The sequence below is a fragment of the Kiloniellales bacterium genome (genome assembly GCA_030064845.1).
Taxonomy (GTDB): Bacteria; Pseudomonadota; Alphaproteobacteria; order Kiloniellales; family JAKSDN01; genus JASJEC01.
Genome location: JASJEC010000128.1, coordinates 1 through 5,319 on the forward strand (window position 1 = coordinate 1; position 5,319 = coordinate 5,319).

Here is a 5,319-nt window from a genome sequence, read left to right on the forward strand (position 1 = left end):
CGCATTTGCGCCGGGGCGGCGTCGCGGAAGGCCTTGTGGGGCCCAACCCCACGGCGCCTCCCGCTCCTGGCCCCGGCGCAAATCCGCTCCCGCCAGGAGCGCGCCGTGAATGCCAACAGGCCCTAGATCGCTCGCTACCCATGAAGCAGTGCGGTCAGGCGTCCAGGGCATCGCGAATGGCTGCGGCGAGCTCGGCCTCCTTGTAGGGTTTGGCTAGGAATCTCGCCTCGGTGATGGCGCTGGTTGCTTCGAGCGACCCGGGATTGGCGTAGCCGGAGGTCAGGATGATCTTGATATCCGGGCGCAGGTAGCGCGCCTCGATGGCCAGGTCGCTCCCGTTCATCTTGCCCGGCATGACGACGTCGGTGATCAGCAGGTCGAAGTCGGATGTCTTGCGAAGCAAGGTGACGGCCTCCGCCGCGCCGCTCGCCTCGGCGATGCGGTAGCCGAGACGCTCGAGGCGCTGGGCCGTCACCTGGCGCACCCGACGGTCGTCCTCGACCAGGAGGATGTGTTCCGATCCCCCGCGCGCCGGCATTTGCGCTCGCACGGCGGACGGCGCCGGTTTGTGCTGCCGGGAGACCGCCGGAAGGAAGACCCTGACGGTGGTGCCGACACCGAGCTCGCTCTCGATCACGGCCTCGCCGCCCGACTGCTTGGCGAAGCCGTAGACCATGCTGAGGCCGAGGCCGGTGCCCGAGCCGGTCGGCTTGGTCGTGAAGAAGGGCTCAAAGGCGTGCTCCCGCACGTTGTGGCTCATGCCTTCGCCGACGTCCGTCACGCTCAGGCAGACATAGCGGCCGGCCGCCCGGCTCTCGGTCGAACCCACGGTCCTGTCGCTGCTCGTCGCGTTGGCCGTCTTGACCGTCAGGTCGCCACCATCGGGCATGGCGTCCCGGGCGTTGATCGCCAGGTTGAGAAGGGCGTTCTGCAACTGTCCCGGGTCGGCGCGAACTGGCCAGAGCTTGCGGCCCAGATCTGTCTTTATCCGGATCGTCTCACCCAGGGTTCGGCGCAGCAGGTCGATGGTCTCCAAGACGAGATCGTTGAGGTCGACGGTCTTCGGCTCGAGGCGCTGACGCCGCGCGAAAGCGAGCAGCCGGCCGGTCAGATCGGATCCGAGCTCGGCGGCCTCCAGGGCCTGCTCGATCATCACGCGCCGGCCTTCGTCCTCGATAGCGGCGCCCAGCATCTCCAGGTTGCCGACGATGACGGTCAGAAGATTGTTGAAATCGTGGGCGATGCCGCCGGTCAGTTGTCCGATGGCCTCCATTTTCTGTGCCTGGCGCAGCCGTTCGTTCTGCAGCTTCCGCTCGGTGATGTCGGCGACGATGGCGATAAAGACCGGCGGGGTCTCCCCCTTCATCAGCTGAAGCCGGACGATGATGTCGTAGGTTGTGCCGTCCTTGCGACGGTGGACGGCCTCGAGCTTCACCTGGGTCTCGGTGCCTTCGCGCAGGGGGTCGAGGATGGCCTTGAAGCGACGCTCGTTATAGTCGGGCAGCAGATCCATGGGTGTGAGCCCCAGAACCTCTTCGTGCGAGTAACCCAGGTTCTCCAGTGCGCCGCGGTTGACCTGAAGAAACTCGAGCGTGTCGGCGTGGAATACGAAGATCTCGTTGACCGACTCCTCGACGATCCGGCCGAGCCGCGTGTTGAGCTGCTCCGTCTCCTTGCGTTGGCTGATGTCGTGGATGATGCCCGTGAAACGGCGCTGTCCGTCGAAGCTGAACTCGCTGACCGCGAGGTGCATGGGAAAGGTCGAACCGTCCTTGCGCCGCCCGGTGACTTCGCGGCCGATCCCGATGATCTTGCGTGCGCCGGTCTTGAGGTAATGCGTCATGTAGCCGTCGTGCTGGCTCCGGTAGGGCTCGGGCATGAGCATCTTCACGTTCCGGCCGACAATCTCCCCGGCGTCATAGCCGAACAGGGTTTGGACCGCCGGGTTGACGGTCCGGACGATCCCTTCTTGGTCGATCGTAATGATGGCGTCGACCGCGGTTTGCAGGATCGCGCTGAGGGCGGCCTGGCGTTCGTCGAGCGCCGCTTCTGCCTTCTTCTGCTCGGTGATGTCGATGCCGGTGCCGATCACCGCACGCACGCTTCCGTCCGGCGCGCAGACCGCGCTGTTCGACCAGGCGATCAGGCGCTTGCTGCCGTCGCGGGTTATCCAGTGATTGGTATGGCGATTCGACGTGCGGCCCTTCAGCAACTCGGCGAACACGGCCTGGACCCCCGCGATCTCGTCCTTCGGGACCAGTTGTTCCCAGACGTTCGCGTCTCTGACCTGGTCCAGCTTGTAGCCGATGAGATCGGCGCAGGCCTTGTTGAAATCCCGAATGTTACCTTCGGGGTCGAGGATAACCACGATCGCGCCCAGGGTGTCGAGCAGCGGCCCGGTCAGATCGTCGGTCGGCTTCCAGTCGTCCATTGCCGGGCGGATTCTAGAGGTTCGTCGCCGCCGGGTAAATCAATGGGCTCGCGGTCTCTTCGAGCGCACCGGTCGATCTCGGGGTTCACGTCGCCTCTGCTTCGGCCGGTCGTGTCCCGGCGCCGGAGTCCGGCGGTTCGCCGGAGTCGGGCGAGAGCAGGGACAGGATTTCCGCGCGGTCGAGCGTTTCCTTCTGTTCAAGGGCGCCGATCAGCCGGGTGACCCGGTCTCTGTTGGCCTCGATCAGTTTCTTGGCCCGGTCCTCCGCCTCGCCCAGCAGCGTCCCGACGGCCTCGTCGACCCGGTGCGCGGTGGTTTCGCTGAAGCGGCGGGGCTGGGCGATCTCGCGGCCGAGGAAGGGGTGCTCGTCGCTCTGGCGCAGGTCTTGCGGACCGATCGAGGGTGCCATGCCCCAGCGCGACACCATGGCGCGCGCCAGCTGGGTGGCCTGCTTGATGTCGTCGTCCGCGCCAGAGCTGACGGAGTCCAGGAACAGCTTCTCGGCCGTCCGTCCGGCCAGGAGCACGGCGAGGCGGGCGCGCAGGTAGTCCTCGGGCAGGGTGTGGCGTTCTTCCTCGGGCAGCACATGGGTGCCGCCTAGGGCCCGGCCCCTGGGAATGATCGTGACCTTGTGGATCGGGTCGGCCTCCGGCAGGTAGTGGGCGACCGCCGTGTGGCCCGCCTCGTGGACTGCCAGGCGGTGGTGCTCGTCGGGCTGGATCGCCAGGGTCCTGACCGAGCCGAGCACGATCTTGTCGCGCATGTCCTCGAGCAGCCGCATCGTGATCGCCTTCAGGCCCTGGCCCGCGGCGGCCATGGCGGCCTCGTTGACCAGGTTCTTGAGATCCGCACCCGAGAACCCCGGCGTGCCGGCGGCGACCCCGTCGAGGTCGACGTCGTCGGCCAGGGGTACCCGCCGAGTATGCACCTTGAGAACGGCGGCGCGCGCCGACTTGTCCGGCAGCTCGAGGGTGACGTGACGGTCGAAGCGGCCGGGGCGGAGCAGGGCGGGATCCAGCACGTCGGGCCGGTTGGTGGCGGCGAGCACGATGACGGCCTCGTGCCCCGCGAAGCCGTCCAGCTCCGCCAGGATCTGGTTCAGGGTCTGCTCCCGCTCGTCGTTGCCGCCGCCCAGTCCGGTGCCCCGTACCCGGCCGACCGAGTCGAGCTCGTCGATGAATATGATGGCGGGAGCCCGCTTCTTGGCCTCGTCGAACATCTTGCGCACCCGCGAGGCGCCGACGCCGACGAACATCTCGATGAACTCCGACGCCGAGACGTAGAAGAACGGCACGCCGGCTTCGCCGGCCAGGGCGCGGGCCAACAGGGTCTTGCCGGTCCCCGGCGGCCCCATGAGGAGCACCCCGCGCGGCGGCTCGGCGCCGAGTCGGCGGAACCGCTCGGGATCCCGCAGGAAGTCGATCAGCTCGGCCACCTCGCGCTTGGCGTTCTCCTGGCCGGCGACGTCTTCGAAGGTGACCTTGCGCTCGTCCTTGGCTTCGGTCCGGGCCGAGCCCGCCAGGAAGTCGCCGATATCACGGCCGCCGAAGCGGCCGACCATGTTCTTCTGCATCCGGTTCCAGAACCAGAAGTAGATGCCGAAGATGACGATCCAGGGCAGCAGAGCCAGCAGCCAGCTGCCTTCCGAATCGCCGGGGGAGCGCTTGGTGATCAGCTCGGCGCCGCTCTGCTCGATCACCGCGATCAGGTCCGGATCACCGAAATCCGGAACGAAGGTCGCGACCTGATTGGTCTCCTGGCCCTCGATGGCCGTCGGCATGGGAGACTTCAGGACAGCGGAGAGCTCCCGGCCGCGCAGCGTCACGCTGACAGCTTCACCCTCGGCGATCAGTGATTTGACCTGGCTGTAGGGCAGGTCCAGGACGATCGGCGGGCGGGCGAGGGGCAGACTCCAGAGCAGAACCAGGAGGACCAGGCCGCTCAGTATGAGAAGCACCCACTCGCGCGGTATCTTCTTCATGAGACCTGTCTCCTGCGAAGAGTCCTGTTTCTCTCCGGTCTTGGGCGCGGGGCGCTCAAGCTAGGACGAGCCCGGCGGCACCGGGTTGATACAGATCAAGGAAGTCGGAAGCCTGTCACGTCGATGATCGACCGGCAAGACCGGGTCGAAAAAGGTCGATCCGCCGAGGAGAGCTTCAATGAAGGCGATCAAGACATGGGTGGTCGTGGCCGACGCGGCGCGCGCCCGGATATTCCTCAACAGCGGACCCGGCAAGGGGCTGGTGTCGGTCGAGGGCGAAAGCCTCGAAAACAAGATCACGCGAACCAGCGAGGCCGGAACGGACCGGCCCGGCCGCGTGCACGACCGCTTCGGCCCGGGCCGCCATGCCATGGCGCCACGGGCCGATTGGCACCAGCAGCAGAAGGAGTCCTTCGCCCATGATCTGGCGACCCGGCTCACCGAGGCGGGCCTTCGCGGAGACTACGATCGGCTGGTCCTGGTCGCGCCGCCCAAGACCCTGGGGTCTCTGCGTCAGGGGCTCGGGAAGGCCGCTTCGGACAAGGTCACCGGGGAGCTCGCCAACGACCTCACCCACCTGACTCCGCGCGATCTGCCCAAGCACCTGGACAGCCTGCTGGCGCTCTGAGCGAGAGGGTTGCGCTCAACCTGGTTTAGGCCGCGATCCGAGCAAGACGCACGACCTGGGACAGGTTCACGCGATGAACGGGCCGCCGGATGGGATCCACCCGGGCGACGCCATTCATCGCAGTCGGCTTTAGGGCTCCAGGGGCTCTTCCGGCAGGGTCTGCAGGTAGGCCATCAGGTCCATCAAGCTCTGCCGGCCGAGCGCGCGCAGCGCCGGCATATCGGCGTAGGTCTGGCCGTTGCTCAGCTTGTGCAGGGCCCGCCAGGGATCGCTGTTGGC

Annotated in this window: 3 protein-coding genes; 1 reads left to right on the forward strand and 2 read right to left on the reverse strand. The window is 67.0% G+C overall.

Annotated elements, in window-relative coordinates; translation table 11 throughout:
* Positions 1 to 154: 154 nt before the first annotated feature.
* Both QNJ67_23790 and ftsH read right to left on the reverse strand, forming a co-directional pair.
* Positions 155 to 2,431, reverse strand: coding sequence for a PAS domain S-box protein (locus QNJ67_23790; GenBank protein MDJ0612011.1), 2,277 nt, complete (start codon positions 2,429 to 2,431; stop codon positions 155 to 157).
* Between the two features lie 85 nt (positions 2,432 to 2,516).
* Positions 2,517 to 4,412: an ATP-dependent zinc metalloprotease FtsH gene (gene ftsH / locus QNJ67_23795; protein MDJ0612012.1), complete on the reverse strand. Its 1,896-nt coding sequence runs from the start codon at positions 4,410 to 4,412 to the stop codon at positions 2,517 to 2,519.
* Between the two features lie 178 nt (positions 4,413 to 4,590).
* Between ftsH and QNJ67_23800 the strand changes: the two genes are divergently transcribed.
* Positions 4,591 to 5,040 carry a host attachment protein gene (locus QNJ67_23800; GenBank protein MDJ0612013.1) on the forward strand — a complete coding sequence of 150 codons (450 nt, stop codon included), beginning with the start codon at positions 4,591 to 4,593 and terminating at the stop codon, positions 5,038 to 5,040.
* Positions 5,041 to 5,319: the final 279 nt, after the last annotated feature.

Excerpts from the sequence above, each read along its gene's own strand:
- QNJ67_23800 (MDJ0612013.1), top strand. The coding sequence starts at position 4,591 with ATGAAGGCGATCAAGACATGGGTGGTCGTGGCCGACGCGGCGCGCGCC.
- ftsH (MDJ0612012.1), bottom strand. The coding sequence starts at position 4,412 with ATGAAGAAGATACCGCGCGAGTGGGTGCTTCTCATACTGAGCGGCCTG.
- QNJ67_23790 (MDJ0612011.1), bottom strand. The coding sequence starts at position 2,431 with ATGGACGACTGGAAGCCGACCGACGATCTGACCGGGCCGCTGCTCGAC.